The organism is Paenibacillus sp. FSL H8-0282, from assembly GCF_037963825.1.
GTDB lineage: Bacteria > Bacillota > Bacilli > Paenibacillales > Paenibacillaceae > Paenibacillus_AQ > Paenibacillus_AQ odorifer.
In genome coordinates this window covers 2277759-2304571 of the sequence record NZ_CP150146.1, presented here as the reverse complement: position 1 = coordinate 2304571, position 26813 = coordinate 2277759, and the positions used below count along the sequence as shown (strand labels likewise).

Here is a 26813-nt window from a genome sequence, read left to right as displayed (position 1 = left end):
TTAACAAGCGGGTGCAAACTAATTAAAAAAGCCACCCTCCGCCCAATGCGAAAAAGCGGCTCTATTATAAGAGAATGAGTACTCTTTTACCACTGAAACAGAGGATTTAAACCACGGTCCCATTATAGAATTTCTTTATCAACCTTGTCATCTTGAACGACTTCTTCCAGGCTAACTTCTTCGCTTACATCTTCACTTATAGTGGCCTCAACCCACTCAGTTTCCATTTCCAAAGTGGCAGCAGCCTCTTCAACAGCTTCTACAGCGTCAACTGCTTCTACAGCATCTTCTGTAGCAATACCGCTTACAGTTACTGTGATTTTTTCTTCTTCATCAACAGCATTCGCACATGATTTGCTCCATTCCCGAACTTCATGCACTACATGCCCAATCGAATCTTTTGCTTTGTCATAAATTTCAATGCTCTTGTCTCCGGCTTGAACAGCAATTTCTTGAACCTTCTCAATACCAGCGGCAGTTCCTTCCGCAATATCCTTGCGCAGCTCTTTACCTGGTTTAGGTGCGAACAGCAATGCTGTCACCGATCCAACCACACTGCCGACTAAAGCGCCCCATAATAAGCCTTTGGTGTCCTTTTTCATCGTTTCATCTCTCCTTTAAATTCATTGCTCCCCGCTCTACCGGGCTAATGCCTATATCTGCTATATCATAAGCAGCAGGGGATTGTCTTGTGACTAATTATTATAACTTTTCAGAAGTTTTGTCTGTAACATTTTTGGGTACGATAGCGTAGCGGCAGCAATGGCCGCCCTCTGCCATACATTCATTACGTGTTACCTTAGCATCCAGCAGTTCTTCGAAAAGACTATGCTCACATTGGCAAGCCTTACGATACTGGGTAGCCACTTGGCGAATCGGGCAATTGTACTCCTTTATGACATATGAGCCATCCTCTTCGCGGTTCCATTCTGCCATATATCCACCGGCATTTTGGATGGAAGATAATTCGGCGACGCGTTCTTCCAAATTCCGCCGTTCCATCATCGGAGCATACTGAGCGAGCATTCGGCGGCGGCGTCCTTCAAATAATGTATTAACAGCATCCAGTCCACTGCCGTAATCCAATTCACGCAGAAGCTCCAAAGCCAAGTTGTGATAACTTTTCGGGAAATATTCTTCGGCTCTCTCCGTTAATGAGTACATATGTAAAGGCCGCCCCATCGCTTGCCGGACCACTTTTGTCTTTGCAAGCCCTTCTTGCTCCAGCTGAAGCACATGACGACGGACACCCATCTCTGTAATTCCCAATTCTTCTGCCAGCGCGCCGATGGTCAGTGTTCCTTTCGTCTTCAGGAGCGTCATAATCATTTGTCTTGTCGATCCGTTTTCCTGCCCCATCTTCATCATAAAGGAACCCCTCTCTTTCACGGCTATCGCCTATTCTATGTGATTCTACCCTATGCTATTATAGCGGTACACTGGCTCCAAGCTCCTGGTCCAAATATTTCCGTACCTCAACGGCAAACTGCTCAAGTACTTCCGAAAGAATGGGGGTAAGTGGATGCAGATCACCTCTCTCCCAGGCATAATAATCCTGAACGAGTGGCTTACGCAGAGCAACTAATTCTATCAATCTCTCATAAATTTCACTTTGACCTAGCACTTTCTCTTCATGAATAATAGAAATTATATCCTCATAACTTCCAGCATCACGCATAATAAACCCGTCAATGAGACAGCTACCAACGTCTGTTACAACCTCTATTGCCAGATGGAGGCAGCGTTCCTGTATTAGTCCAGTTAATGTTGTACCATCCCAGGAAGCTGATACAGTCCGAAGACCAGCGGTAATATCAGGGATTTGAGCAAGAATGGTTTCGATTTGATTGCGGTTGACATAATACACAGCAATACCCCCATGTCGATAATTGTTAGAGAATCGTCCTAATCTCTACTTACCGCGTTTGCCACGGCGTTTCAGCCAGAAGAACATTACGAAACATGCTCCGAGAAAAACGACTAAATAAGTTAACGCTTCCATTGGATACTCAAGCTCACGCATTCCTGTCACCGCTTCCGGTATAAAATGATGATACTATATTCAAGCAGCTGCTTAAATTTCGTAATCTACAGCAATCGAGAGTTCTTTGACTTCATTAATGTGAGCAATAACTTCTTTATGCGCCGGATGAACCTGATACGCCTGTAAATCCTCTAGAGAAGCCACTTCTGTGACTAGAGCAATATCAAAGGAACGATCGGAATGAATGATGTCAGCACCCACCTCGATGGAGAGAAGCTGCGGGATATTACCTTCCATATTACGCAGTACCGCTACCGTTGCCGCTACGCTTTCTTCGGACCGATCTTTTAATTTGAAAAACACAATATGTTTGATCATTCTATATCGCTCCCTAATGTAATATTGTAATTAGATATTAAAAATATATCATAAGCGTAGCTGTTCTGAAAGAAACTTAAACGGTGTTGTCAGAAATAGCAGCATTAACCATTGCCGATATACCAGAAAGTGTTGTAGTATATTTTTAAAAAATCGGAGGAATTATGCCTAATAACCAACAAGAAACTCATAATATCCAGGCGTGGTCTCTGATCAATCGCAAATACCTTGGACAAGGCGTTCGAGTCAAAAGATTTCGCCGTCCAAAGCGCAGCCAGATTAGAAACCGTGTGCTGCTTGCTGTATTGATGGCTAAGGATATCAAGCTGTCACGACTCGCAGAAGAGCTTGGTATATCCTCACGCAGTGTAAGCGCTTGGGTATACGAAGGTCGTATCCCTTCCAACAATAACATTGACAAGACCTGCCGCCTATTGGGGTACCCACCCCACATTCTGTTCAATGAAGCGTTGATTCGTCAAAGCCCCATTGTATGTCAGCCTACACCTTCACGTTTTATGAAAAGAAGTATTACCAGTTCACCGCGCAGCAATGTTATCCTGACCGGACTTTGTATGGTTTACGATTTCTCAGTAACGGATGTAAGTATCTGGATAGGCGTCCATCCTGGAACATTTCGAAAATGGCTCCACAACAGCCATCTGCCGACCCCTGCTCTGCAGGAAAAAGCCGAAGCTTTCTTTCGGATTCCACGCCATATTCTATTTGCAGACTGCGGAACGCTCTAATACAATCCTCTCACAAAACACGTCTAACACAGCCCTTCTTCAAGAAATCATGAGAAGGGTTATTTGCCATACCTTTTTTTCTTAAAAAGAGGTCATACTACTGTGTGTAAATATATTGTCTAGTACTAAAGAACGGGTCAGGAGGCGCAAGATGAAACTTAACGGAATTCTGTCAAAGGGCTATACCGATACTTGGAAAGTGGCCCCTGGTGTCATTGGACTTCGCACTATGTTTGTAAATGTCGCATTAATTGGCCAGCCCTCTTCGGATTGGGTTCTTGTAGATACTGGTCTTAGCTCATATACAGGCAATATTATTGATTTTGCTACGGAGCATTATGATAAACCTCCGGTGGCAATTATCCTGACGCATGGGCATTTTGACCATATTGGGGGTGTAAAAAGGCTTGTTGAGGAATGGAATGTGCCTGTATATGCTCATCCTCTAGAACTACCTTTTCTGACAGGTAAAGAAGACTACCCTCCAGCCGATCCGGCCGTAGGCGGCGGGCTTATGAGCATGATTTCCCCTTTATTTTCACATCATGGCATTGACCTTGGTTCAGCCGTTCATCCCTTGCCGGAAGACAGGACTGTCCCTGGTGCGAAGGGCTGGGAATGGATCCATACCCCTGGACATAGTCCCGGACATATCTCCCTGTTCAGGCCTGAGGATAGAGTTCTGATCGCAGGTGATACGTTCCTTACGGTCAAACAGGAATCTGTATTTGCAGTGGCTACGCAGCATCAGGTGGTGCATGGCCCACCCTCTTATTTCACGACAGACTGGGAAGCTGCTGAGAAATCGGTCCGTACCCTTGCCTTGCTGAATCCACATCTTGTTCTTTCGGGACATGGAGTACCCATGGAAGGTGAGGAGCTGTCTACTCAGCTTGCTCATTTGTGCAAAAATTTCAAAGAAATGGCGCTACCGGGTCAAGGTAAATTTGTGTAAAAAAGGTACTCCTGATCAGCGCACAGAGGTCTAGGGAAAAAGTCCCTATAATTCATTTGATATAGCCGATTCTACGGATATTCAACGAAATTATAGGGAGTTCCTCCCTAAATTACTTGCTTAGTGCAGATTTACGTGCGACGATATATCTCAGTATGTATTGATGTTTTTTTCCAAGCGGCCCACATAAAGTCTCCACACATGAGCCGGTCGTAATTATTTTCGTACCTGCAAAATGTTGTCTTAAATCTTCTTCACTAAAAAAATGGGCGTATTTTCCCTCTTTGTATTCGTAGGTTCCCGGTTCCAAAAGTGTTCCACAGCCGTTGTTCGCATCCTCATCGGAAAAACTGGTAAAATAGAGCAAGCCATCCGGCCGCAGCTGTTCCAGACAATTAGCTACGAGCCTGCGGCGATCCTCTTCGAGAAATAAATGCAATACGTCATAGCAGTAGACAGCATCAACCTGTACTTCAGAAATAGGATCTAATACGGAACCTGAGATAAAATGGCTCTTGGGATCCCATTCTGCCGCCATCTTTAACGCGTCCTCGCTCAACTCAATGCCTAAGGTCTTAAACTCATCTGAGAACACCTTCGTATTTCTTCCGTATCCCGCACCCGGGACTAAAACTGATTTCACGTTATGTTGCCGGAATATATCCCTTGCTGCCTGAGCTGTAGGACTAGGTTCACTCCCCCAGATCATTCCTTCCTGAGCAAATCTTCGACTCCAGTATTCGGACATAGATTAGACCTTCTTTTTAAATTTATTCGCTAATTTCATCGCAAGGAACTGAGGGATCAGGTTTAGCATACTAAAAAATATAAACGATCCTGTAGGTCCAAGTGGTTTGAAAAACGTCCCGTCCCAACCGCCTTCCCCTGACAAGTTGCTAATAAAATAATAAGAGACAAATGCAGAAGCGATATTCCCAATGACTATAGCAATTATATTATTAGACCATTTTCCCAAAAAAGCTATTAGTGATGTTATGACGATCATCATTAAATAACCAACCATTGAACCATTATTGAAATCTTTATCCATCGCGAAATATACAAATGGAAAACAGTACACAATAATGATCAGGAGATTCAATCCTAATTTTCTCACCGCATCCCCTCCTCAGCTAGTTTTTCACTCTATACCAATACTGATAGATCTCCTTAAAACCCAGCTTGTCATACAAGGCTGAAGCCCCCGTATTCGCTTGCACAACTTGCAGAAAGGAAGTTGTTGCTCCCTTTGCTCTACCCCAATTAAGCAACGCTAGCAGCAGTTGTTCCGCCATTCCCTTTCTACGATGAGCAGGGGAAGTGACAATATCATACAGACCCAAGTACCCGTTCTGAATCACACCAAGACCGCAGGTGACAGGAACACCATGATTAAACAACAGGACATAACCCTGCTGCAAATGTGATGCAGACAACATTCTAGTTAAGGTTTCCCGGTTCTTATCAGACAAGCCGGTAAGCTCACTGAAGGTGTGCAGCCACTCTTCAGTCAAGCTCTCCTGTATCTGAACCGTATAACGCAGATCGGGGCTCGCTAAGTCCCCCAGATCAAGAAGCCTTACAGATGAAGGCTCGGCAATTGTATAGCCACGCTCTGCAAGAATCTCATCAAGCTTTGGCGGCAGGATGTAGGGGGTTATTTTGAACACGGACTGTAGTCCAGCATGCTCATAATACCGCTCCGCAAGCTTGATTTGTTCTGTGAGTTCAACCTGAGAGCTGTCAGCCCCGTATAATGGATTGACCGAATTGGCCCTTTTTGTATAACCAGCTGCCGAACGTAGAATCCAGCCCTGCAGGAGAACGCTTTGCTCCGCCGGCCAAGTATTAAGTGTGATTTCTTCTATGAATTTATACAGCTTAATCCGCTCCTTTTGAAGCACGTTTGTTACGCATCGCAGGCAGTAATTTCACAGCTCCCTCCCCTTGGGAGGTGAAATAGTCATATTCGGGAGACTCTTTGCCATAGAGAGCTATTTTCCCCTCACCGTTATAATGAACACCCCAACCAAAACGCTTCGGCAACAGTGAAGCCCTTAGACAAGGATGATTTTTGGAAAATAGTTCGTTCCATATTTCTTCCTTACGGGCCAAACGTTCTTCCTGTGGAATTTGTTTATGGCGCACATGAACCTCGTACAGAAGTTCTTCATGATTGTATTTGTAGGGCTCATTGATTAACAGTTCATATTGAATCACATGTGCAGGCGGGAGCGTTCGGCAAGACATCGGAGGAACTCCTATTTCCTCAGGACAGTCCTCTGCTACACGAATAAAAGTATCGGTATAGCTCATTTGCATCCCCTCCATCTTAAATAGAAATATATTCCTTATATGATAAATCATTTTCCTATTCTAAGCATAGCCGAATTTTCTAAAGCCCATGATGGATGAACAGAAAAAACGGCCAATCCTCTAAACTACGGAGGATTAGCCGTTCTCATTTACCAACTCGACTTGGTAATGCCCGGAATCTGACCTTTATGCGCCAATTCGCGGAATACAATTCGGGAAACATTAAATTTCCGCAAATAGCCTCGAGGTCTGCCAGACACTTGGCATCTATTTTTTTGACGAGTTGCGGAGGAATCACGTGGCAGCTTTTGCAAAGCCATATAGTCCCCCTGTTCCTTTAGTTCTTTTCTTTTAACAGCGTATTTGGCGACTAGTGCTTGTCTCTTCAATTCTTTCACAACTTTAGATTTCTTGGCCATGTTCGTTCTCCTTCCATCCTTTAAATCTACTCGTTCAATGCACTCTTCAAGGCTTCCAGGTTCTGACGCATGATTCCTAAATAATCCAGGTTTTGACTGCGATCTTCCTCTGTTAATCCTTCAATTGGGTTTAGAACGGCTGCTTTGGCACCAATCTCTTTTGCTATTGTGTCTGCCACACTGGAGGATACAAGTGTCTCGAAGAAAATCGTCTTCACTTTATGCTCTTTCGCAAACTCCACAATCTTACTCATATTTGCGGCAGAAGGCTCCTGCTCCGGAGATAGTCCGGCAATCGGGACCTGAGTTAATCCATACTGCTTGGCAAGGTATCCAAAAGCCGCATGCTGAGTAATAAAATCCTTGCGTTTAGTATCCTTAAGACCGTCCTTAAATTCTTGATCCAGTTGCTCCAGCTTAGCTACATAAGCATCTGCATTTGTCTTAAAATCCTCGGCATGTTCAGGTGCGGCAGCAGCTAAAGCTGCTTCAATGTTACGCACTTCTTGAATGGCTAATGTAGGATTGAGCCACACATGCGGATCTAATCCACCGTGATCATGCGAATGCTCTTCATGAGCATGTTCTCCTTCTTCATGAGCATGCTCCTCTTCTTCATGAGCATGCTCTCCATCTTCATGGTGGTGGTCAGCTTCTTCATGGTGGTGGTCAGCTTCTTCCTCTTCCGTGCCTTCCATGATGTCCAGACCCTTGCTCGCTTCTACAGTAATTAACGGAGTGCCAGATACACTTTCCAGCACCTGATCTACCCAGCCTTCCATTCCTGCGCCATTATAGATCAGCATATCCGCATCTGAGATTTCTGCCATATCTTTTGCAGTCGGTTCCCAATCATGGGGTTCGATTCCTGCCGGTATGAGTGCTTCCACGTCCGCCAGATCTCCTGCCACATTTTTGGTAAACTCGTAAATAGGATAGAAACTGACTTTAATATTTAATTTAGATGACTCCGGAAGGGCTGTAGCTTCTGCGGCTCCAGAAGCATTCGTAGTAGTAGAAGAATTAACAGCATTATTACCGCAACCGGCGGCAATAAGTAACGCGGACAGGGACAAAATGGCTAAATGATGGATTCTAAATTTCATTGAGAGGTGTAACTCCTTTACTGGAAATAGTTTTATGAATTCGCCGACGATTTCTTAGTCGGATCAGCTTCTGTACCAAAATTGCGATTAATAAGAACGATAGCAGTATAAGAGCAATCGTCCCACCAGGCGGTGTATTGATGTAATACGAGGCACTTAGGCCACTAAAAACGCCGAGTAATCCTACGCCGATTGAGATCAATATAGCTGTCGTAAAACCAGACGCTATACGCAAAGCAATCGAAGCTGGCAAAACAATAAGCGCTGAGACTAACAGCACTCCAACAACTGGCATCGCAGCAGCGACTGTCATTCCAGTTAGTACAGCAAACGAAAATGATAACCAGCCCACATGAACTCCACTGATACTAGCGGTCTCTTCATCAAAGGTCAGATTATATAAGGATCTGCGTAACACAATAAAATAGATCAGACCGATTACAGCAACCACAGCGATAATCTTTAGTTGAGTGTCGCTGACCGCAACGATGGAACCAAACAGATAGGAACTGAAGCTTTTACTTAAATTCTGCTTTAAGCTCATAAGTACAACTGCCAATGCTAATCCAGAGGTCATAATAATCGCTACCGGAAGCTCGCTATATGTACGATAAGAACGTCGAAGCTGTTCGATGACAATACCACCGAGAATCGCTACCATGAAGCCACTTAGTGCCGGATTAAGCTGTAGTATTGAGCCTAGTGCTACTCCTGCAAGCGAAACATGAGAGAGGGTATCCGCCATTAGGACCTGACGGCGAAGCATGAGATATACCCCGAGTAGCGGACCGATAATGCCAATTAATCCACCGGCCCAAAATGCACGTTGCATGAATTCGTAACTAAACATTGCCAACCCTCATTCTCCTTTCGTTCCAGGCTGATCAACGTATCCAGATAGGAGCTGGTCTCTTCCAGGCCATGCGTCACCATGATTACGGTCCGGCCGTGTTCACTGACATCATGGCGCATCAGCTTATAGAACCCAATACGACTGTCCAGATCCATCCCCGTAGTAGGTTCATCGAGAACCAATATCTGCGGCTGTTGTGCCAATGCTCGAGCGATGCAAATCCGCTGCTTCTGGCCGCCTGACAGTTCTCCTATCTTCCGGTCTCGCAAATGCCACATCTCCACCTGCTTTAAACTTCGCTCAACGATCTCGTCCTGCTCAGGTGTAAAGCGTCTAAATAATCCAAGCCTTGGATAACAACCCGAGCGAACCAGTTCGATCACCTTACTTGGGAACCCTGCGTTAAAAGAAGCTACCTGCTGTGGAACGTAGCCGATAACCATCTTTCCGTTATCTGATAACTCTTTATTCAACTGAACCGTTCCACTCCATGGACGAAGCAGGCCGAGCATTAGCTTCAGCAGGGTGGTTTTAGCAGCACCATTGGGTCCCGTTATACCAATAAACTGTCCGATATGAATATCTAATGAGATATCATCAAGAACAGGTTCATCCCCATACCCGAACACTACATTCCGCATGGATGATAGGATCATCATGCCTCGCCTCCCTTCTGACTGATATTATGTCCAACCCAGATTAAATCGTAAGTTTTACGATTTAACAAATTTGATAATATCGTAATCATTACGATTTGTAAACCCAAAACTGAAAATTAATCGTAATAATAACTATTAGTCCTTTTTCGAATACAACAAAAATCCGGAATCCCACCTTCTGGATTCCGGATTTCCACCGTTAATTTACTAAGTATCTATTCCTCAGCAGCCGCAAGGAGTTCTTCAACAGGCCACGGAAGTGGATTGTTGAACTTTGTCCAATCCTGCTTCAGCTCCTCCGCTGTCAGCAGACATCTGTCCAATCTGGCTTCGAGTTGTGCCTGATCTATATTTACACCGATAAATACGATTTCATTTATTCTATCGCCCCACTGCTCGTCCCATTTTGCCCGCAGCTCAGGTTCGCTTTCCAGCACCTCCAACTGCTGATCCTTAGGCATTGTAGCCAACCAGTAACCAGCAGGTCCGAACTCAATGGAAGGTCCTGCCTGACTTACAGTAGCTGCAAGATCACCTTTTGCCGCTACCCATGCCACCCCTTTTGCCCGAACGACCTCTTCCGGCCAGTTGCTAAAGAAAAAACTTAATCTTTGCGGGTGGAACGGTGTTCTCCGGCGATAGACGAAAGAAGAAATCCCGTATTCCTCCGTCTCAGGGGTATGGGTCTCTTTATTCAGCTCCGCGATCCAACCAGAGGATAAGCTTGTTTTCTCAAAATCAAACAATCCGGTATTTAGAATTTCCTTTGGATCTACTACGCCGTTAATTGTACGGATCAGCTTAGCAGACGGCTGAAGCTTACGCAGCACAGCTTCAAGCTTATTGAGTTCATCTTCTTTCAACAGATCGCACTTATTAAGCAGCAAGACATCACAAGTTTCGATCTGATCAATAAGCAGATCCACAATATCGCGGAAATCCCCTTCTCCAGCCGTTTGGTTGCGGTCCATCAGACTATCACCTGAGGAGAAGTCATGCCAGAAACGCCCAGCATCCACAACAGTCACCATCGTGTCTAATTGAGCAAGCGAAGTCAGATCAATATCCAACTCGGGATTGGCATAGGTAAAGGTCTGTGCTACTGGTACAGGTTCGCTAATGCCTGAGGATTCAATCAGGATGTAATCAAATCGCCCTTCCGCAGCCAGTTTTTGTACTTCGACAATCAAATCATCACGAAGTGTACAACAGATGCAACCATTGGACATCTCAACCAATTTCTCTTCAGTCCTGGAAAGCGTATTTCCGGACTTCACCAGATTCGCATCCACATTCACTTCACTCATGTCATTTACAATAACAGCTACTTTAAGACCGTCACGGTTGTGCAGAATATGATTCAACAATGTTGTTTTCCCAGAGCCCAAATATCCACTGAGCACGGTAACAGGGAGCTTTTTCAACTATACCACTCCTATCGTTTATAAAATCAAGATTAAAAACATCCGCCCTTAACGGGTTTCGCGATGTAAGGTTACTCTCTTTAGGCGTGGACAATATTTTTTCATTTCCATACGCCCTGGATGATTTCGTTTATTCTTGGTAGTGGTATAGTTGCGATCTCCTGTCTCCGTACATGCCAAAGTAATGATTACTCTCATCGTTTCCATCTCCTTTTTATTAAATCGTAATAATTACGATTAACACATCGTACACGGTTTATTCACAATCTGTCAACTATGATCTTGTAAAAATTTCAACTCTCTTAATTTTGTGGTCTTTCTGGTGGACAAATTACGTATAGATGGAATTATAAAAAATATGATTCTTGTAATTCCTAGAGAATCAGGCAGGAGTGGAGATCATGAAGATACCAGTAATTATTTTGAGCGGGTTTCTGGGGAGCGGGAAGACAACTCTGCTGTTGTCCCTGCTGAAAGAGAGCAAGGTAAGAGGGCTGAATCCAGGAGTAGTAATGAATGAACTGGGCAAACGAGATGTGGACGGGTATATTTTGCAGGAGCATACCGGTACAGCTGTAACTAAACTGCTGGACGGATGCGTATGTTGTAGCCGTAAAGAGGATTTGGCAGATAGCCTGATGGTGCTGCTGAGAGGACGTCCAGATGCCATTTATATGGAGTTGACCGGCGTCGCCGATCCTGAAGAAATCGCCAAAACGTTGCAGGAAACTCCTCTACAGGATCTGGTGGAGCTGCACTATACCATCACTCTGTTAGATGCGGAAAATGCTCTAGAATATAACAGCAGACTCTCCTCTGACAAACAGCTCGTTCGGACCCTGCGTAAGCAGCTCTCCACAGCTGATCTTATTGTCGTTAATAAAAGTGATCTCGTAGAACCGGAAACCTTATGGCGAATTGAAAAGGGAGTTCGCAAACAAAATACGGAGGCTGAAATTGTGTACACCCATTACAGTGAAATCAACCTGTCTCCGATATTGTCAGGAATTATCCCACGTAAAATCATAGCTCCGGCTCCGCAGCGAGCGCCTCAAACCTTCAAAGGAGCATCACTGAAACAAATGCATTCAGAGCATGGGGGAACCGCTGTAAAAGAGCTGCATGAGGAGCAGCATGCTTCTTTCTCGCAGGTAACAGCCATCACGTTAACCATTCCGCAGGTAAGGACAACTATGCCTTCTAAAGAACGCCTAGAGGCCTTCTTCCAAGAATGGGGTGACAACCTATTACGTGCCAAGGGGCATATTCTTTTGTCCGAACAGGAGCCGGTTCAGCTTGTTCAATATGCGGGGATGCGTACTACCTGGGAAGCCTCTCGTTATCCTGGTATGCCTTATGTAGTGTTCATCGGGATGAATATAGATGAAGAACAGCTGGCAGATCGGTGGTCCGCCTTATTCGAGTTTTGACTACCTTTTCACCATTAAAAATACTGCCGTTGCTCCTCCCGATCTCGTTCCTGATTATCATTGGTTTTGTATGGCTGCCGAATCATCTGGAACTGTTGGATAATGCGTACATCGACACCTTCAAAACCGCTTTTATCGGCATATTGCTGGAAGCCTTGCCGTTTGTATTAGCAGGAGCATTGTTATCTTCACTGCTTCGCGTCTTTATCCCGGATGAAATGATTTCCCGGTGGATTCCGCGGCGACCTCTTCCGGCCATTCTGTTCGCATGTCTGCTCGGAATTATTTTCCCGGTCTGCGAATGTGGAATGATCCCGCTCGTCCGCCGGCTTATCCATAAAGGTATGCCTGTTTACGTGGCTATCGTCTTTATTTTGTCCGGACCGATCCTAAATCCTGTCGTCTATGGGGCGACCATGACAGCATTTCGCAGCCACTCGGAGCTGGCCTATGCCCGTATGGGTCTGGCGTTTGTTGTAGCCTGTCTCATAGGCTTGATAATCTACGCAACGGTCAAAAAATCTCCCATCCGCCTAAATGTTCAGCGTGAAACGGGGGAAGCTCATCACAATAATTCTCGCGGGGGAAAAATAGCCGCTGTTTTCGTCCATACCTCAGATGAGTTTTTTGAGATGGGGAAATATTTAATGATCGGCTGCTTGTTAACCGCTGGTATTCAGACATTTATGGTTCAAGACAGTCTGGCCGCGATCGGAGCTAAGCCGCTGGGGTCATATTTCTTCATGATGGGACTGGCATTTGTGCTCTCGCTCTGCTCCACCTCAGATGCCTTTGTAGCTTCCACCTTCGTACATTCTTTTCCATCTGGGGCTCTGCTCGCTTTTATGGTATTCGGACCCATGCTGGATTTCAAAAATTCATTGATGTTGCTCTCACTGTTTAAGACCAAATTCGCTCTTTATTTGTTCTTTCTGATCTTCGCAAGCGTGTTTGTTGGGGCGGTATTCATGTCCTTGTGGCTGTAATTCATAGAGGTGGTAAGCTGTTGCTTACAACATGGGTAGGAGGATAGAGCATGAATGACTCTCGTAGCATCCGGTTTCACTATTTCTTAAGGGCGGTCATTCTGCTCGCTTTCGCCCTCTATATCGGGCATCTGGTACAGCAGGACGCTTTGCATTATTATGTAGCTCCTAAACTGGCACGCTGGGTTCAATTATGCCCAATCCCGCTGACACTTATGGCGCTCAGTCTGACCATACAGGCTTTATTTGGCAAAGGTAGTGTTCTCTGTGACTGCGAGCATCGGCTCCCACATTCTTTTTTCAAAAGTACAGCGCTATATGGATTATTCCTTTTTCCACTGCTGCTCGGATTTCTTCTTCCTGATCGCGCATTGGGAAGTATGGCTGCTGCTAAAAAAGGAATCTCCCTATCCTCCTTGCCCACTGAAGCTAAAAATTCCGCGAGATTCGAGTCCATTGATCCTTACCATGAAGAGCTTACCGAGCTGGCCAAGATCCTTTATGCACAACCTGTGGTCCCAGTTTATTCGGCGATTTTCTCCGAAACTTTAGGTGCGCTTGAGCTGTACAAACAACAATTTGCAGGCAAAGAAATTACTATTTCCGGCTTTTTATATCGTGATCAAGGTGAACATTCAGAGAATTCTTTTGCCATAGGTAGATTTCTGGTCCAATGCTGTACTGCCGATGCTACACCTTTTGGGATATTAGTGGATTCCGGCAAGCTAAAAAGCCTGCCTACCGATACCTGGATAGAGGTCCGGGGCAAGCTTCAAGTTGTTCCCTATAAAGGTCAAGAAATTATGCAAATTAGTGCAGAGTCTATTACACCTATCAAACAACCCGTAACACCTTACATCTACACCAGTCCTGACTCTATCACCGCATGGAAGGAGCTAGAAGGTTCATCTAAGATTACTAAATAATCGCATCTAGCTCATCCTCATCATTCTCAGACTTATTAGGATTAAATACTTCTACCATAATACGAGCTGGAATACAGATAATTTGCTGTTTGGGTCTTGAGATGAACCCCATTTCCAAAGCAATTCTTAAGGGAGCATCAGAATAGGTCATTTGGATTCCATAATCAAACACCTTTAGCGTATTGTGGCCGAATTTCGTTTGAATATCTATAATTTGTTCTTCTTTAGTCAAAGAAACGGTTTTGTACTCTTTACCGTCCACCGTAATTATAGCTTTCAAATCCCCTTGCTGATACTGCTCATTGCTGCTGTCCCACCACTTCATGCCATAAATCAAGCCCGCAGCTAACAAGGCTATCACAATAATTAAAATATCCCCGCGCTTCATTGTTAGCAAGATAAGAATCCTTTCATGACAAATAATATACGTAATGATTACGATTAATATCAATATATTAATCATAACCTTATTTGTCAATGATGCTCACCTAAACGAATTTGGGCAGACCACTCTCTTAATACCCGGTCGAGCTCTTTTATCGAGATGGGTTTAGAAATGAAATCCTGCATTCCAGCACTAAGACACATCATCTTATCTTCATCTCTGGCAAAGGCTGTAGCCGCAATGATGATTGGATTCAGCCCAAGCTTCTCACGTATGATTCCTGTTGCTTCTATTCCATCCATAATAGGCATCTGAATATCCATAAATACCAGATCATAATGATTGGAAAGCACAGCCCGAACTGCTTCCTCACCATTTAAGGCGATGTCAGGAACATATCCCCTCTTTTTCAGATACGCCTGCATAAGCTGCTGATTCACAGGATGATCTTCAGCAATAAGAATGGACATCGGTCCATATTCACCGGTAGTTAACTCTTTAACAGTGGATTTATCATTTCTGACCAAATCCGTTGAGGCGTTGACGGTCAATTTCTGATCCCATTCCTCTTTGGGAAGAGAAACCTCCACTGTAAAATAAAACTCCGAGCCTTCATTCTCACAGCTATTTACACCGATAGATCCGCCAAGAAGCTCGGCCAGCTTTTTACTAATGGCAAGGCCAAGCCCTGTTCCGCCATATTTACGATTGATCGACGGATGCAATTGCGAGAAGGATTGAAATAATAGACCTTGGCTGGAAACTGGAATCCCCAACCCAGTATCTTTTACGACAAATTTCACGATAAGATTTCCGGATGCCTCTGAGGCTTCTAGCATAACAGAGATACTGATTTCACCTGTCTCCGTAAATTTCACTGCGTTCCCAACCAGATTTACGAGAATTTGACGCAATCTCGCCCCATCAGTCATGATGACGGCTGGAAGCTCAGGAGATAACTCGCTAGTAAGTAAAAGCCCTTTTTCCTTAACCTTCGGATAAAACAGTTCACAAACGTTCTGTATCACTTCATGCAAATCCACCATTTGCAGTTCAAGCGTCATCATGCCTGCTTCAATTTTGCTGAAATCCAGCACTTCATTCAGAATATGAAGCAATGCCTCTCCGCTTTTGTTAATGATCTGTGTGTAGTAGCTTTGCTCTTCATCCAGCTCCGTCCCAGATAAAAGATCAGCCATCCCAATAATACCGTTCATAGGCGTACGCAGCTCATGGCTCATGATCGCTAGGAACTCCGATTTTGCCCGGTCCGCTTCCTCGGCAGACTCCTTCGCCCGCACAATCTCCTTCTCCTCCGTGATATCACGAAAGACGACAACCGCCCCAATCCGTTCATCACCATCAAACAGTGGGGTCATTCGATATCTGACTAAAAAGCTTGAACCATCCTGCCTCCAAAACACACCCTCCCTATCTTCAATAGTGAGATTATTGGAGCGCGAAGGAAGCAGCGTCTTCTGAATTCCTGTAAAAGACTCGTTATCCAGCCAGGTTTGGTGAATCGCATGAAATTTGCTGTTTCCCCACTCAGTAGGATCGAAACCCAACATAGTAATGGCTGCTGGATTAATGAACATCGTGTTGCCTTCAAGGTTCATCCCAAATATGCCCTCAGAGACCGAATTCAAGATCAGCGCATACTCGTTACTTAATTTCTGTATTTCTTCAAAATGACGCGTACGTTCCCCAATGTCGCGGGTTACACAGACAAGCTCCTGATTCCCGCAGGTCTCAGAGTAAATATACCGCAGTGTCGTTTCTGTCCAAATACAGGTTCCGTCTTTGCAAATAAACCGGAGAATAACAGGCTCAAGCTTCTTCCCCTCCATACAATTGCTGAGATATGAAGTTAATTTGATTCTGTCCTCCGGATGTATGTAATCAATCCCTCTAGTTCCGCACATTTCTTCTGGTGCATAGCCAAACATAGTCTGGCAGATGGGTGAGGCATACAGATAGGTAAAGCTCCCGTCCGCTGCATTACGTGAAATGAAGTCCATAGAATTTTCTGAGATCAGACGATAGTTCTGCTCACTTTCCCGCAGTTGTTCTTCCATTCGTTGACGTTCGGTGACATCCTGGGCTATCCCGCTGATCTGCAGCAGTCTTCCTTCTTCATCCGTAATCACTTCCCAGTGCGCATCCAGATATTTCAGCTCTCCATCCGCACTATGAATACGGACCGTTACTTCGCCATTAGTCCCATTCTCCATGGATTGATGTACTAACCGTTCAAGTCTGATGAAATCGTCAGGATCAATGCAAGCAAAAACACGTCTGTAATCAAAATAAGAATGATTGCTCTCATCTTCCAAAAAGCCAAAAATATTACGCATCTCTCTGGAAACCGTCAGCCGTGATTTTGTCATGTCCCATTCCCAGGATCCCATCTTCGCAAGGTGTTGCGCTTTAGCCAGCATATCCTCGTATTTCTTGCGCTGAGTAATATCGCGACCAATGGTTAATATCTGTTTAACGTTCCCCTGCTCATCACGTACCACTTGGGAAGAACTCTCGATCCACAAATAATGTCCATCTTTATGACGGGCTCTACGAGTAAATACGTCCGTATCGGAATATATCTTACCTTGTTCAATCATCTCTAGAGCATCATCTACGTGATAATACTCGGGTCTTTTGGTACCTATCATTTCTTGTGCGGAATAACCTAATAGCAGCTCCACTGAGGGAGATACGTAGTGCAGTGTCCCGTCAGGATCGCCAAAAGAAATCATATCCGGTGTATTTTTCGTAATCAAATTATATAACTGCTCATCTTCATGAATCTTTTGTTCAGCAAGTTTTCGGTCAGTGATATCCGTTAACTCAGAAATCAGGACATAGGGTTCACTGGAATTCTCCTGATAGATTAAAAATATATGTTGGGCTACCCAGATGATTTCTCCATCCTTACGCAAGAACCGCCGTTCTTTCTCTAATGCAGTCCCAGGCTCAGCTAACAAATCGTTCAGGATAACGGAATGATCGTTATTAGTTTTATCTTCCGGATACACAAGATCCAGATAATTTATATTCAAAAGATCTTCTTCTGCATAACCAAACATTTGGCATAGCGCAGGATTCGATTGTAATAACGTCCCATCCTTTGGAGAGACTACCGCAATCCCGATAGAAGACCGTAAGTATAGCTGTTTAAAAAGAAAATCAGACACCTGTAAGCCTCCTCTTTTGAAAATGGGGGACTATATTAACAAACTTGTAATAATTTCAGTATACCTTTTTTTCGGTAAATAAGCTTGATAGTTGAGTCCTAAATGATAGACTGGTAACTTTCGCAGTAAAACTCCGCAAAAATAAACAGCAAGTCTCCCTCTGAAAAGGAAACTTGCCGTGTGTGCATGTTACAACTCTAAAGTCCTATTCTATTATCAAATTTTCCAGCTGAAGCTTCTTAATTTTCTTACGGATAGGTGCACCAATAATTAAAAAAACAAGACCTAACAAAATCAACATTCCGCCCATTATTACGTTTACCATGCTGAGATTCTGTGATGAAAAAGAATAATTTATTACACCAATCATCACATTAAATAGGCCTAAAATCAACTCTAACCACATTACAGATTTCCATAACCTGTTGATTCGCTTATAGTGTTTTATTCTGGATTCCAGATCTGTGTAAATATCAAACGGACCTTCCACTGACTTCTTTCTAAGGTAAACCCAGCGCATGTAAGTACTCACACAATCTATACCGTTTTCCTCTAAAAACTTGATATATTTGATGCTATCCGGATGATCCGGCAAGTTATCTAAAAGCTCAATTCTATACGTGTACTCATTATTGGGGGTCTCTGTAAACACATATTTGCACCAAGATAATTCTGATAGAGCCATCCCCTTCGCAGACATTTCATTAAGCCACTGTTCTTCCTTCTCATAATCCCAAATCAGCTTGCGAACCACATGTTTCATTTGGACTCACCTCCAGCTATTCTCTTACCATTGGCTATCAATTCTTCCAGACGGATGATCTCTCCCTGAATCACTGACTTTCCTAAGCCGGTAATTTCGTATTCTTTTCTACGAGAACCTTGCTCCCCTTCCACTGCTTTTATCCAGCCTTTTTCCAGTAAAGTGTTAAGTGCTCCGTATAAAGTGCCCGCGCCCAGATCAACCCGACCGTTACTTAAGTCCTTCACATTCTGCATAATTGCGTATCCGTGCATTGCTGTATATAGAGACAATAAGATATAAAATACAGCTTCAGTTAATGCGCCTCTTTCTGTGCTTTCAGGCATTATTTCATCCCCATTCTATTACTGTTGTCGATATATCGGCTTCCGTAATACCATTATTACGGAAGCCGATATAATTGTCAATACAAAAACACCCATTTTTTCATCGCAGCGATTATGAGCGCAACAAAAAAAACGCCTAGCACTTAGCTAGGACGGATAGTTGGGGGGCTACTCAGCAGCTAGATACTCCCACCGTGGCACCTATTCCTTCCTCATTATGAAGTATCGGACTGAGATGCCGCTATTTCCGAAAAATAGCGTGTTTCAGCTTACGTTCGGACTCAGATGCAGCTATTCGTCTCCAAACACTCGCTTTTCACACGATTCCTTAGCAATAAGCGCTATGCAGTCCGAAACCTCTGTAAAATGTGCCAAAAATCAATAATAGCGGCCATACGGTCCGTTAGCAGACACTGTTCGTACATATACTAAAACTACAAAAGTCTATACAAAAAATAGGCCAGATAAGATATGTAAAAAAGGAACATACCCAACCTGACCTATTCTTTATTTTGTTCTGCATAGTTTTTTATGGTCTCTCTTTTGAGGCATTTTCAACCATGACACCTAATACATTTTTAAACGTTTGAAGATCCTGTTCAGAAATATTGGTGATCGTATCATCTTTAAACTTTTCGGCAACCGGCAGTAAATCGAGATAGATCTGTACTCCCTTATCTGACAATTCCAACTGCTTGACTCGCTTATCCGCATGGGTGCCAGAGCGATGCAAGAACCCCTCAGATTCTAATTTTTGAAGCAGCCTGACTACGCTGGGCTCTTTTATAGACATTTTATCTGCTAGTTCTCTCTGGGTAATGGATTCACTGGTATAGATGTAATACATCGCAATCCATTGGCTCCGGGTCATATTATACGGCCGAAATTCCTTTTCCAAGGCTTCCGCGAATATTTTTGCACTACGGTTTGCAATAAAGGCCATACAGTCATCTAAATTAAACAATGTTTACACCAACCAATCCCAACTGTTTTATCTTAAAATAATCAACTCTTTTCTAATTTATTATAGCAAAATATATTAAGGAAGCTGAACATACTTTTCAAGTGATCAAATAGTTCATTTATTTAGGCTGCAGTAGGGGATCCGTCTCCCGAGATACATAGAACAACTTATCCTTGATGCAACGCCCCAATTCCTAAACCGAATGCAGCTTCATGAATTACTTCCCCAGTAGTTGGATGGGCAAAGATTGTCTGTGTAATCTGTTGTTCCGTAAGCCCATTGGCAATCGCAAGTGTAAGGCTACTAATCAGAGAAGACGCATCGGGACCAATGATAGACCCTCCCACAATCTTTCCGGAGCCATTATCTTTGATTAATTTGATATAACCTTCCGGTTCATTCATAGTCAATGATTTTCCGTTACTTGCAAAAGATGCCTTACTCACGCGATAGTCCAGCCCATTCTCCTTACATTCATCTTCCAACAGCCCGACGCTGGCAATCTCTGGAGAGGTGAAAATTACATTCGGTACCGCGGAATAATGCATATCTTGGGATTCGCCGAGTAAGGTGTTTACAGCCGTAATGCCCTGATGTGAAGCAACATGAGCAAGCTGAATAATGTTAGTTACATCGCCAATCGCATACACATTCTCTACATTCGTACGCATTTGTTTATCAACGGCAATACCTTTACCACGTTCATTTAGTTGAATACCTGCTTTTTCGATATCCAGACCCTCTAGGTTAGGCTCGCGTCCAATAGCGACCAATACTTTTTCACTAACTAGCAGATGCTCACCCTCACTATTCTCATAGGTTACAATCGCCTGACCATCATCCGCACGTTGGATTTTGGAAACTTTGGAGTTGGTATGAATATGAATCCCAGCCCGCTGAGCTAAACACATAATTTCTACCGAAATATCACTGTCCAGCATCGTTAGCAGACGGTCCATAAATTCTACAACATGAACTTCAACTCCTAGGTTACGGTAAATGAAGGCGAATTCCATGCCGATAACCCCACCACCGATGATAGTTATTACCTTTGGTAACTCTTCGCAGGCGAGCGCTTCAGTACTGTTCATTACAAATGGCAGATCAATTCCTGGGATGTTCACCTTGGAAATCCTCGAGCCTGTTGCCACAATGATATTTTTTGCTGAAATATGGTAACTATTTTCGCCGGTTACCTTCACTTCATGCGCCGATAGGAACGAAGCGTGGCCGCGAACAACCTGAACACCGTTTTTTTCCATTAAATAACCAACGCCGGAGACCAATTTCTCTTTGACTTCATTTTTACGACGAATAACCTGCTTCATATCCACTTGAAGATCAGATCCTGTTGTTATACCAAACAAAGAGGAGTTTTTTATTTCATGACAGATTTCAGATGATTTGACTAAAGATTTTGTAGGGATACAGCCAACATTTAAGCAGGTACCTCCTAATTCTTCTTTCTCAATCATCGCTACCTGAAGTCCTTTTTTTGCTGCATAAATAGCGGCAACGTAACCTCCTGGTCCTGCTCCAATGATAAGCAAGTCAGGGTTTATAGCATGAGTTTGTTGCACGGCGACTGCAGGTTGTGGGACAGATGATTGGACCGGAGCCTCCACCTGGATTGGATTTACTTCAAATAAGACTTGATTTGAGGCAATCTCGCCCCCCTCTTCAAATAATATATTGATAATAATACCCTCTTCTGCCGCTTCAATCGATCTGTTGCCTTTTCCAGTTTCAATCTGTACCAAGGTATCTCCTGCAGATATCTTGTCTCCGATATTTACATTTATCTTGCCTGCTTTCCCCTTTTTGCCACCTGGAATCATAGACATTTTTATTTCCATCGTTATGCTCCTCATATCCTTGAGGGGACTCATAAAGAGCCCCCTCAAGCGAATGTATTAGTGAATGACTACGCCTGCTTTTACCAGCTTCACACCGTTAGCAAGACAATCCCCAACAGGACATGTCTTCTCGATAAAGTCTGCAAAAGCATCTGCCTTTTCTTGGCTTTCGTTGGTTTTAAAATGCATAACAAAACGAATTTCTTGGAAACCATTTCTCACATCTGCAAGACCCATGAAACCATCCGGATCTAAGTCTCCTTCAAGTTCAACATAAAATTCTTCGAAGCTAAAATCGTTAGCGTCTGCAAAGGCACTAGCGACAATGGACTGACATGCACCAAAGGCACACAATAACGCCTCGACGGGATTCAAACCAACATCGGTCCCCCCCAAATCCTCTGGTTCGTCCATAATAATCTTAAAACCTCTAGAATTGGTTTCAACTTGCATTCCATTAGGCAGTTTTTTAGCTGTCGCTTTAAAAGTAGTTAACATATGTATTACCTCCTCCTTAAGATTGTGAAAATAATAACATAGTAATCGGTGAATATCAATACTTAGCTAAGTAAGTATTTTTTCGAAGAAGAACTCGAACCTGATTCAATAAAAAAAAACAGGTTTCCAATCTACCTGAATAGGTAAATCAGAAACCTGTTTTTGTTGATAGGATGCGGTCAAGAGGACTCGAACCTCCACGATATTGCTACCACTGGCACCTGAAGCCAGCGCGTCTGCCAATTCCGCCATGACCGCATATTATGTAACTGGCGACCAAAACCGCCTGTACATAATACTATACTCCCTCTGCACTTAAAACGCAAGGTTTTTGTGTTTTTGAAATAGGCTTCATATAGACTCATAGGCACAACCAATCAATATTATTCAGTTTATATATTTCTATTATAAAGCCTCCTATGGTACAACATAGATAAAGTAAGGCGCTATGACGGAGATGTCGGAATAATCGATCAATAGAAAGGATGAATACTTATGAACCAGCAGTGGAATACCCAAACCTATGATACTGATATGGCCTTTGTGTCTCAGTTTGGAGAATCATTAATTGATCTGCTTCACCCACAGCCAGGCGAACAGATTATCGATTGGGGCTGTGGAACCGGGGATTTGGCGGCAGCCATTGCTGCTAGGGGCGCCACTGTGACAGGTATTGATGCCTCTGCCGAAATGATTCAGACAGCCAGTGACAAACATCCCCATCTAAGCTTTGTCTTAGCTGATGGGCAAACTTATGTCGCGGAACAGCCAGTCGATGCTGTGTTCAGCAACGCTGCCCTTCACTGGCTAACAGACGCAAACGGAGCGGCGGCGTCCATTGTTGCCAGCCTGCGGGTAGGCGGCCGTTTCGTGGCCGAGTTCGGTGGACTGGGTAATATTGCTTCCATCGTCGCTGGCCTTCCACAAGCTTTTGCAGCCATTGGCTGTAGTCATAAGCTGCATTTGCCCTGGTACTTTCCAAGCGTTGGCGAGTATGCAACTCTACTAGAGAAGCACGGACTGACCGTGGACCTCGCTCTTTGTTTTGACCGGCCAACACCACTGGAAGGCTTGGAGCAAGGATTTCAGCGGTGGCTGAATACTTTTGCCGATGGAATCTTAAGCGTGCTCACACCCACCGAACGCGCAGAAGTTCTCTCTTCTATGGAACAGAAATTGAAATCCAAGCTATATCAGGACGGCCGCTGGGTAATGGATTATCGCAGAATCCGGATTGTTGCTTACAAACGAAGCTAGAATAGATAAGAAATACTTCTCATGTTCAATAGTCAAAAAAGAGTGCACTGGCGCTTAAAACGCGCTAGTACACTCTTTTTACACGGGATCCTATTTTCTATCTCCAACGTACCGATCACTGCCAGCGCCAAGCCCGACAACCATCAACAGCACACTTGCACCCAGCAGTAAAATCAATGGCACCGTCCAGCTGTTCGTTACATCATGCAGCCAGCCGAATAATGCCGGTCCCATTGCTGCCAGTACATAACCCACAGATTGGGCCATTCCTGACAGCTCCGCCGCTTCTTGCGTGCTTCTTGTTCTTAGACTGAAGAACATCATCGCAAGACCGAAGGCAAATCCTCCGGCAATACCAAAGCATACCGCCCAGACAGCCATTAAAGCGCCGCTGCCCTGCCAGATGCCACCTAATGCGATAAAATAAAGAACAGCAGTGATTATAACTAGAATACGTTGGTTCTTCATCCGGCCTGCCCACAGCGGTACGAAGAAAGTAAAGGGTAGCTGTGCCAATTGCATGAGCGAGAGAAACCAACCCGCATTACTCGACGACATTCCCCGTTCACCAAGGAGAACCGAAAACCAGGCAATAAAGACGTAATAAAGCAGTGACTGTAAGCCCATAAAGATCGTGACTTTCCAAGCAAGAGATGAACGCCACATATTTTTGCTTGAGGCTGCACTCTTAGAGCCGGTTCCTTGATTAAGCTTACGCATTTGCGGAATCCAGAACACTGTTGCTAGAGCTGCGATCATAAACCAGATGGCCAAGGTCCCTCTCCAACCGAATCCAGCATTCGTTGCCAGCGGTACACTAATTCCTGAGGCAATAGCTGCGCATAAATTCATAGAAACCGTGTAGATACCTGTCATTAGCCCGATTTTGTGAGGAAACTTCCCTTTAATAAGACCTGGAAGTAGTACATTACACACGGCAATGGATAATCCAAGTATAGCAGTACCTGTGAACAACAGACCTGCTCCAGATCCCGAGCGAATTAGAATTCCCATAGCCAGCATGACCATGGCAACTAATAACACATTAGCTAAACCAAAACGGCGGGCCAGCTTTGGAGCAAACGGGGACAAGATGGCAAAAGCCAATAATGGTAAAGTAGTAATAGCTCCTGCTAGAGTATTGGATAAGCCGAGGTCATCCTGAATCAATTGTATTAATGGACCCACAGAAGTAAATGGAGCCCGCAGCGCTGCAGCGATAAAAATAATTCCCAGCACAAGTAGCCAGCGATCATATTTGCTGTCCATTAAGCTATTATTCTGAATGTGTCCTTCGCTTTGTGAAGCTTTCATCGTGTATCCTCCTAAATTACAAACAAATAACCCCGCCAAGCACAGAGCTTGTCAAGGATTTGAAATATTTTAAACACTATGAACCATCATCTACTATTCTATTAGAAGTTACAACCCTTAAGTAATTTTATACCCGAATTATTGACAAAACCGCTGACCATCTTTAGTATCCATATCATCGGGTAGTTGAGAATCAATTTCATTTGAACTCATATTTAAACCACAGAAAAGAGTGAACAGAATGCTTCGAAGATTTTTTTCCTACTATCGTCCGTATAGAAAATTATTTATATTGGATTTCTCCTGCGCTGTTTTTGCGGGACTGCTAGAACTGGCTTTTCCGGTAGCCGTCAATAAATTTATTGATGATTTGCTTCCTGGTCAAGATTGGCCGCTTATTCTTATCGCTTGTGTTGCGCTGCTGGCGATTTACGCCTTAAATACGGTGATGCAGTATATTGTCACTTACTGGGGTCATATGCTGGGCATAAATATCGAAACTGATATGCGAAAAAAAATGTTTGACCATATTCAGAAACTCTCGTTCCGATTCTTTGATAATAATAAAACAGGCCATCTAATCGGAAGAATCACCAATGACTTAAATGATATCGGCGAAGTGGCGCATCACGGTCCTGAGGATGTATTTATTGCAATCATGACCCTTGTCGGAGCCTTTCTCCTAATGGCTGATATTAATCTGAAGCTGGCGATTATTACTTTTATTATCGTTCCAATTATGGCTTGGGTAATCATCTACTTCGGCCGCAATATGACTTCAACTTATCGCCAGCTATTTGGAAATGTAGGCAGTTTCAATGCCCGTATCGAAGATAATGTCGGCGGGATTCGGGTCGTGCAATCTTTTGCCAATGAGCAGCATGAACAAGAGCTATTCGCAGTAGATAATCAAATGTTCCGCAAAACAAAACTTATGGCTTATAAAATCATGGCTAGAAGCTTGTCCGTCAGCTATATGATGACCCGCCTCATTACCATCCTGGTGATGATCTGCGGCGCATGGTTCTTCATCAATGGTGAGCTGCAAATCGGTGAATTTGTGGCGTTTATCTTGTTGTCGAATATCTTCTTCCGTCCTATCGAGAAAATCAATGCCGTGATCGAAAGTTATCCTAAAGGAATTGCCGGCTTCAGACGTTATCTGGAGATCATTGACACGGAACCTGACATCAGTGACAAACCGGATGCCGTGGAGATCAACGCTTTGCGCGGTGATATTACATTCCAGGATGTATCTTTTGGATACGAAGAGAATCGTCCGGTTCTGCAAAATATAAGCCTTAACGTAAAGGCTGGCGAAACCATTGCCTTTGTTGGGCCGTCCGGCGCAGGCAAAACAACAATCTGCAGCCTGCTTCCGCGCTTCTATGATGTCACAGCCGGGGCCATCACGATTGATGGCATCGATATCCGTGACATGAAGCTGGAATCGCTGCGCAAACAAATCGGGATCGTGCAGCAGGATGTTTTCCTGTTCTCCGGGACAATTCGCGAGAATATCGCCTATGGGAAACTGGATGCAAAGCTGCCTGAAATCTGGGAAGCTGCGCGACGTGCTCATCTGGAGGAGCTCATTCAGAATCTACCAGATGGAATGGAGACAGTCATCGGGGAGCGCGGTGTGAAGCTGTCCGGTGGACAAAAGCAGCGCCTGGCTATCGCTCGCATGTTCCTCAAGAATCCGCCGATTCTGATTCTGGATGAAGCTACTTCCGCGCTGGACACAGAGACCGAAGCCGCGATTCAGCAATCCCTGGCTGATCTGTCCGTAGGCAGAACCACACTCGTCATCGCTCACCGTTTGACGACAATCAAAAATGCCGACCGGATTATGGTCGTGAATGAAGAAGGAATCGCTGAGCAAGGCAGACATGAGGAATTAGTCCATGCTGGTGGAATTTACAGCCGTCTGCATCAGGCGCAATATAATTTTTAAAAAGTAATTTGCCACAGCTGGGCAAAAATGAAGCAAGCCTAGTCACCATGTTTTTGGCGACTAGGCTTGCTTTTTCACGTAACTCCTCTATTTGCAGCAAACGTGATGCTTGAT

The 26813-nt window shown here is 44.1% G+C and carries 29 protein-coding genes and 1 tRNA gene; 7 read left to right on the top strand and 23 right to left on the bottom strand.

Features of this window, described 5'->3' with window-relative positions; genetic code table 11:
* Positions 1-122: 122 nt before the first annotated feature.
* From NST94_RS09870 to NST94_RS09855, 4 genes are all read right to left on the bottom strand, one after another.
* Positions 123-602: a YtxH domain-containing protein gene (locus tag NST94_RS09870; RefSeq protein WP_076125087.1), complete on the bottom strand. Its 480-nt coding sequence runs from the start codon at positions 600-602 to the stop codon at positions 123-125.
* A 100-nt stretch (positions 603-702) separates the two neighbouring features.
* Positions 703-1368, bottom strand: coding sequence for a metalloregulator ArsR/SmtB family transcription factor (locus NST94_RS09865; RefSeq protein WP_076184345.1), 666 nt, complete (start codon positions 1366-1368; stop codon positions 703-705).
* 58 nt (positions 1369-1426) lie between these two features.
* Positions 1427-1867, bottom strand: coding sequence for a HepT-like ribonuclease domain-containing protein (locus tag NST94_RS09860; RefSeq protein WP_076301229.1), 441 nt, complete (start codon positions 1865-1867; stop codon positions 1427-1429).
* 207 nt (positions 1868-2074) lie between these two features.
* Positions 2075-2362, bottom strand: a complete 288-nt coding sequence (locus NST94_RS09855; protein ID WP_339281913.1) for a Dabb family protein — start codon at positions 2360-2362, stop codon at positions 2075-2077.
* A gap of 164 nt (positions 2363-2526) precedes the next feature.
* Between NST94_RS09855 and NST94_RS09850 the strand changes: the two genes are divergently transcribed.
* Complete coding sequence (locus NST94_RS09850) at positions 2527-3111, top strand: helix-turn-helix transcriptional regulator (RefSeq protein WP_036679391.1); 585 nt, start codon at positions 2527-2529, stop codon at positions 3109-3111.
* A 151-nt stretch (positions 3112-3262) separates the two neighbouring features.
* Entirely contained in the window at positions 3263-4066 is an 804-nt protein-coding gene (locus NST94_RS09845) for an MBL fold metallo-hydrolase (RefSeq protein ID WP_076125083.1), read from the top strand.
* A gap of 112 nt (positions 4067-4178) precedes the next feature.
* Here NST94_RS09845 and NST94_RS09840 read toward each other — a convergent pair whose 3' ends face one another.
* The 10 genes from NST94_RS09840 to rpmG all read right to left on the bottom strand — a co-directional run bounded on the left by NST94_RS09840 (position 4179) and on the right by rpmG (position 11041).
* A complete protein-coding gene (locus NST94_RS09840; RefSeq protein ID WP_076125081.1) occupies positions 4179-4814 on the bottom strand; it encodes a class I SAM-dependent methyltransferase in 636 nt (211 codons plus the stop codon).
* Positions 4815-4817: 3 nt separating this feature from the next.
* Positions 4818-5183, bottom strand: a complete 366-nt coding sequence (locus NST94_RS09835) for a hypothetical protein (protein ID WP_076125079.1) — start codon at positions 5181-5183, stop codon at positions 4818-4820.
* Between the two features lie 16 nt (positions 5184-5199).
* Positions 5200-5970, bottom strand: a complete 771-nt coding sequence (locus NST94_RS09830) for a GNAT family N-acetyltransferase (RefSeq protein ID WP_081383128.1) — start codon at positions 5968-5970, stop codon at positions 5200-5202.
* Positions 5948-6382, bottom strand: a complete 435-nt coding sequence (locus NST94_RS09825) for a DUF6157 family protein (RefSeq protein WP_081383129.1) — start codon at positions 6380-6382, stop codon at positions 5948-5950. The genes NST94_RS09830 and NST94_RS09825 overlap by 23 nt, the downstream gene beginning before the upstream one ends.
* Before the next feature lie 149 nt (positions 6383-6531).
* A complete protein-coding gene (gene rpsN, locus NST94_RS09820) occupies positions 6532-6801 on the bottom strand; it encodes a 30S ribosomal protein S14 (protein ID WP_038569786.1) in 270 nt (89 codons plus the stop codon).
* A 26-nt stretch (positions 6802-6827) separates the two neighbouring features.
* Positions 6828-7907: a metal ABC transporter substrate-binding protein gene (locus NST94_RS09815; protein WP_076301230.1), complete on the bottom strand. Its 1080-nt coding sequence runs from the start codon at positions 7905-7907 to the stop codon at positions 6828-6830.
* Entirely contained in the window at positions 7897-8763 is an 867-nt protein-coding gene (locus tag NST94_RS09810) for a metal ABC transporter permease (RefSeq protein ID WP_076125073.1), read from the bottom strand. Before NST94_RS09810 ends, NST94_RS09815 begins: the two co-directional genes overlap by 11 nt.
* The gene (locus NST94_RS09805; protein WP_076184339.1) at positions 8709-9416 is read right to left on the bottom strand and encodes a metal ABC transporter ATP-binding protein; all 708 of its coding nucleotides are present in this window, start codon (positions 9414-9416) and stop codon (positions 8709-8711) included. The genes NST94_RS09810 and NST94_RS09805 overlap by 55 nt, the downstream gene beginning before the upstream one ends.
* Before the next feature lie 218 nt (positions 9417-9634).
* On the bottom strand, positions 9635-10843 hold the full coding sequence (locus NST94_RS09800) for a GTP-binding protein (RefSeq protein WP_076301231.1): 1209 nt from the start codon (positions 10841-10843) through the stop codon (positions 9635-9637).
* Between the two features lie 48 nt (positions 10844-10891).
* Complete coding sequence (rpmG, locus tag NST94_RS09795) at positions 10892-11041, bottom strand: 50S ribosomal protein L33 (RefSeq protein ID WP_076098468.1); 150 nt, start codon at positions 11039-11041, stop codon at positions 10892-10894.
* Positions 11042-11244: 203 nt separating this feature from the next.
* Here rpmG and NST94_RS09790 point away from each other — a divergent pair, with 203 nt between their 5' ends.
* From NST94_RS09790 to NST94_RS09780, 3 genes are read left to right on the top strand one after another with little or no spacing between them, the layout of a single operon-like run.
* On the top strand, positions 11245-12273 hold the full coding sequence (locus tag NST94_RS09790; protein WP_036679372.1) for a GTP-binding protein: 1029 nt from the start codon (positions 11245-11247) through the stop codon (positions 12271-12273).
* Complete coding sequence (locus NST94_RS09785; protein WP_339281912.1) at positions 12270-13259, top strand: permease; 990 nt, start codon at positions 12270-12272, stop codon at positions 13257-13259. The genes NST94_RS09790 and NST94_RS09785 overlap by 4 nt, the downstream gene beginning before the upstream one ends.
* A gap of 50 nt (positions 13260-13309) precedes the next feature.
* The gene (locus tag NST94_RS09780; RefSeq protein ID WP_339281911.1) at positions 13310-14185 is read left to right on the top strand and encodes a TIGR03943 family protein; all 876 of its coding nucleotides are present in this window, start codon (positions 13310-13312) and stop codon (positions 14183-14185) included.
* On the opposite strand, the gene NST94_RS09775 is transcribed toward NST94_RS09780, so the two are convergent.
* From NST94_RS09775 to NST94_RS09740, 8 genes are all read right to left on the bottom strand, one after another.
* Entirely contained in the window at positions 14178-14573 is a 396-nt protein-coding gene (locus tag NST94_RS09775; protein ID WP_036679457.1) for a NusG domain II-containing protein, read from the bottom strand. The genes NST94_RS09780 and NST94_RS09775 overlap by 8 nt on opposite strands.
* Positions 14574-14659: 86 nt before the next feature.
* Entirely contained in the window at positions 14660-17764 is a 3105-nt protein-coding gene (locus tag NST94_RS09770; RefSeq protein ID WP_076278625.1) for a PAS domain-containing hybrid sensor histidine kinase/response regulator, read from the bottom strand.
* 205 nt (positions 17765-17969) lie between these two features.
* On the bottom strand, positions 17970-18527 hold the full coding sequence (locus tag NST94_RS09765; protein WP_076278624.1) for a DUF2812 domain-containing protein: 558 nt from the start codon (positions 18525-18527) through the stop codon (positions 17970-17972).
* Positions 18524-18853, bottom strand: a complete 330-nt coding sequence (locus NST94_RS09760; protein ID WP_076133666.1) for a helix-turn-helix transcriptional regulator — start codon at positions 18851-18853, stop codon at positions 18524-18526. The genes NST94_RS09765 and NST94_RS09760 overlap by 4 nt, the downstream gene beginning before the upstream one ends.
* A gap of 529 nt (positions 18854-19382) precedes the next feature.
* Entirely contained in the window at positions 19383-19796 is a 414-nt protein-coding gene (locus NST94_RS09755; RefSeq protein ID WP_248549275.1) for a MarR family transcriptional regulator, read from the bottom strand.
* A 188-nt stretch (positions 19797-19984) separates the two neighbouring features.
* Positions 19985-21673, bottom strand: a complete 1689-nt coding sequence (gene lpdA / locus NST94_RS09750; protein WP_339281910.1) for a dihydrolipoyl dehydrogenase — start codon at positions 21671-21673, stop codon at positions 19985-19987.
* Between the two features lie 57 nt (positions 21674-21730).
* Positions 21731-22171, bottom strand: a complete 441-nt coding sequence (locus tag NST94_RS09745) for an OsmC family protein (RefSeq protein WP_076125055.1) — start codon at positions 22169-22171, stop codon at positions 21731-21733.
* Between the two features lie 174 nt (positions 22172-22345).
* Positions 22346-22429 (bottom strand) — tRNA-Leu (locus NST94_RS09740).
* A gap of 237 nt (positions 22430-22666) precedes the next feature.
* Here NST94_RS09740 and NST94_RS09735 point away from each other — a divergent pair.
* Positions 22667-23428 (top strand): methyltransferase domain-containing protein, encoded by a 762-nt coding sequence (locus NST94_RS09735; protein WP_339281909.1) that lies wholly within the window; start codon positions 22667-22669, stop codon positions 23426-23428.
* A 90-nt stretch (positions 23429-23518) separates the two neighbouring features.
* On the opposite strand, the gene NST94_RS09730 is transcribed toward NST94_RS09735, so the two are convergent.
* Complete coding sequence (locus NST94_RS09730) at positions 23519-24697, bottom strand: MFS transporter (RefSeq protein ID WP_248549329.1); 1179 nt, start codon at positions 24695-24697, stop codon at positions 23519-23521.
* A 286-nt stretch (positions 24698-24983) separates the two neighbouring features.
* Here NST94_RS09730 and NST94_RS09725 point away from each other — a divergent pair, with 286 nt between their 5' ends.
* Positions 24984-26699, top strand: coding sequence for an ABC transporter ATP-binding protein (locus NST94_RS09725; RefSeq protein ID WP_076125049.1), 1716 nt, complete (start codon positions 24984-24986; stop codon positions 26697-26699).
* The last annotated feature ends 114 nt before the right edge of the window (positions 26700-26813 follow it).

Coding starts and splice junctions, on each gene's coding strand:
- NST94_RS09870 (WP_076125087.1), bottom strand. CDS start 602: ATGAAAAAGGACACCAAAGGCTTATTATGGGGCGCTTTAGTCGGCAGT.
- NST94_RS09865 (WP_076184345.1), bottom strand. CDS start 1,368: ATGATGAAGATGGGGCAGGAAAACGGATCGACAAGACAAATGATTATG.
- NST94_RS09825 (WP_081383129.1), bottom strand. CDS start 6,382: ATGAGCTATACCGATACTTTTATTCGTGTAGCAGAGGACTGTCCTGAG.
- NST94_RS09725 (WP_076125049.1), top strand. CDS start 24,984: ATGCTTCGAAGATTTTTTTCCTACTATCGTCCGTATAGAAAATTATTT.
- NST94_RS09790 (WP_036679372.1), top strand. CDS start 11,245: ATGAAGATACCAGTAATTATTTTGAGCGGGTTTCTGGGGAGCGGGAAG.
- lpdA (WP_339281910.1), bottom strand. CDS start 21,673: ATGGAAATAAAAATGTCTATGATTCCAGGTGGCAAAAAGGGGAAAGCA.
- NST94_RS09850 (WP_036679391.1), top strand. CDS start 2,527: ATGCCTAATAACCAACAAGAAACTCATAATATCCAGGCGTGGTCTCTG.
- NST94_RS09735 (WP_339281909.1), top strand. CDS start 22,667: ATGAACCAGCAGTGGAATACCCAAACCTATGATACTGATATGGCCTTT.
- NST94_RS09755 (WP_248549275.1), bottom strand. CDS start 19,796: ATGGCCTTTATTGCAAACCGTAGTGCAAAAATATTCGCGGAAGCCTTG.
- NST94_RS09765 (WP_076278624.1), bottom strand. CDS start 18,527: ATGAAACATGTGGTTCGCAAGCTGATTTGGGATTATGAGAAGGAAGAA.
- NST94_RS09780 (WP_339281911.1), top strand. CDS start 13,310: ATGAATGACTCTCGTAGCATCCGGTTTCACTATTTCTTAAGGGCGGTC.
- NST94_RS09815 (WP_076301230.1), bottom strand. CDS start 7,907: ATGAAATTTAGAATCCATCATTTAGCCATTTTGTCCCTGTCCGCGTTA.
- NST94_RS09855 (WP_339281913.1), bottom strand. CDS start 2,362: ATGATCAAACATATTGTGTTTTTCAAATTAAAAGATCGGTCCGAAGAA.
- rpsN (WP_038569786.1), bottom strand. CDS start 6,801: ATGGCCAAGAAATCTAAAGTTGTGAAAGAATTGAAGAGACAAGCACTA.
- NST94_RS09805 (WP_076184339.1), bottom strand. CDS start 9,416: ATGATCCTATCATCCATGCGGAATGTAGTGTTCGGGTATGGGGATGAA.
- NST94_RS09760 (WP_076133666.1), bottom strand. CDS start 18,853: ATGCCTGAAAGCACAGAAAGAGGCGCATTAACTGAAGCTGTATTTTAT.
- NST94_RS09730 (WP_248549329.1), bottom strand. CDS start 24,697: ATGGACAGCAAATATGATCGCTGGCTACTTGTGCTGGGAATTATTTTT.
- NST94_RS09775 (WP_036679457.1), bottom strand. CDS start 14,573: ATGAAGCGCGGGGATATTTTAATTATTGTGATAGCCTTGTTAGCTGCG.
- NST94_RS09745 (WP_076125055.1), bottom strand. CDS start 22,171: ATGTTAACTACTTTTAAAGCGACAGCTAAAAAACTGCCTAATGGAATG.
- rpmG (WP_076098468.1), bottom strand. CDS start 11,041: ATGAGAGTAATCATTACTTTGGCATGTACGGAGACAGGAGATCGCAAC.
- NST94_RS09845 (WP_076125083.1), top strand. CDS start 3,263: ATGAAACTTAACGGAATTCTGTCAAAGGGCTATACCGATACTTGGAAA.
- NST94_RS09840 (WP_076125081.1), bottom strand. CDS start 4,814: ATGTCCGAATACTGGAGTCGAAGATTTGCTCAGGAAGGAATGATCTGG.